1 protein-coding gene and 1 pseudogene are annotated in these 1,311 nt (G+C 45.2%); both read left to right on the forward strand.

Going from position 1 to position 1,311, the window contains the following annotated elements:
* Positions 1-519, forward strand: a pseudogene (locus A3766_RS30340) (hypothetical protein); the annotation flags it as partial.
* A gap of 2 nt (positions 520-521) precedes the next feature.
* Positions 522-1,274, forward strand: coding sequence for an efflux RND transporter permease subunit (locus A3766_RS03990; RefSeq protein WP_068641726.1), 753 nt, complete (start codon positions 522-524; stop codon positions 1,272-1,274).
* Positions 1,275-1,311 lie beyond the last annotated feature (37 nt).

Consider the following 1,311-nt stretch of genomic DNA (forward strand, 5'->3'; position numbering starts at 1 on the left):
TACGACCGAAAGAATATGGAGCTCCGCGCTCAAGTACCCGACAAATATCTGGCACTTATTAGTGATGCACTGCAACAGGGTATCAACATCCAAGCCACGGCACTTAGCCATCAATCAGAAATACCATTACAACTTCTGCGCTTATCTGGCCAGGCAAGTCTCAGCAATGGCGGTGTCGATGCTCTATTTAGACCTGCTAGCGAAGAGCATAACTTGATTCTAAACAAAGCATTACGATTACGCATTGATATGCCAGCACTAACAAACGTATTCACTCTACCCGTGTCGGCAATCTATGGAACAAATCGAATTTATCGTATTGAGGAGGGACGGCTTCAATCGCTAAATATTGAAGTATTAGGAAAACAGCTTTTAAGTCTTAGCACGAATTCTGCAAATGAAGAGACTCTTCAAGACAGAGTCATTATTCGTAGTAAGCATCTAGGCGATGGCGATAAGGTCACAACAACCCAGCTCCCCAATGCAATTTCCGGTCTAAAAGTTAAAGAGCGTAGCTAAGAATGAGCATTGTAAATCACGAACAAAACCCAGGTGATCACCGCTCAGATTTAATTGGCCGCTTTGCTCAACATAAAGTAGCAGCCAACCTGCTCATGCTGATTATGCTGCTTGCAGGTGCGGTATCACTAATCAAACTTAACACTCAGTTCTTACCAAACTTCGAACCCGACTACGTTATCGTCCGCGTTACCTGGCCAGGTGCCAGTGCAGAAGATGTGGCCAAGTCGATTGTCACACCGCTAGAACAGCAGTTGCGCAATCTAGATTACGTGAAAGAAATGCGTTCGACGTCTTATCAAAGCGCTGGCGTCATCGTCCTGGAATATGATGAAGGCAGTGATATGGGCTTGGCCCTCGACCAAGTTAAAGAATACGTTGACCTGGTAAGAAACCTTCCCTCTGATTCTGAAACGCCCGAAGTATCAAAAGTTTCGTTAAATGAGGACGTTGCAACCATCATTCTTTCTTCGGATGGCACATTAGAAGAACTACGCCCACTTGCCTACCAGTATGAAAGAGAACTACTAGACAGAGGCGTTGCAAAAGTCGAGTTTATTGGCCTGCCATCTCAAGAGATAGCCATTCAGGTTGATAGCAAACAGATCAGCGCATTAAAAATGTCACTTCCCCAACTCGGCCAGCAAATACTCAATGCCAGTCAGGATATCCCAGCAGGTACCAGCGGAAAAAGTGAAGCAGCCAAAGAACTTAGAAGCATTGAACAGCGAAGAAGTGAAAGTGGCTTTGAATAGCTGGCCATACTAAGCGGAAGTAGTATGGCCAGCTGTT

Source organism: Oleiphilus sp. HI0132 (assembly GCF_001635845.1).

Coding starts and splice junctions, on each gene's coding strand:
- A3766_RS03990 (WP_068641726.1), top strand. CDS start 522: ATGAGCATTGTAAATCACGAACAAAACCCAGGTGATCACCGCTCAGAT.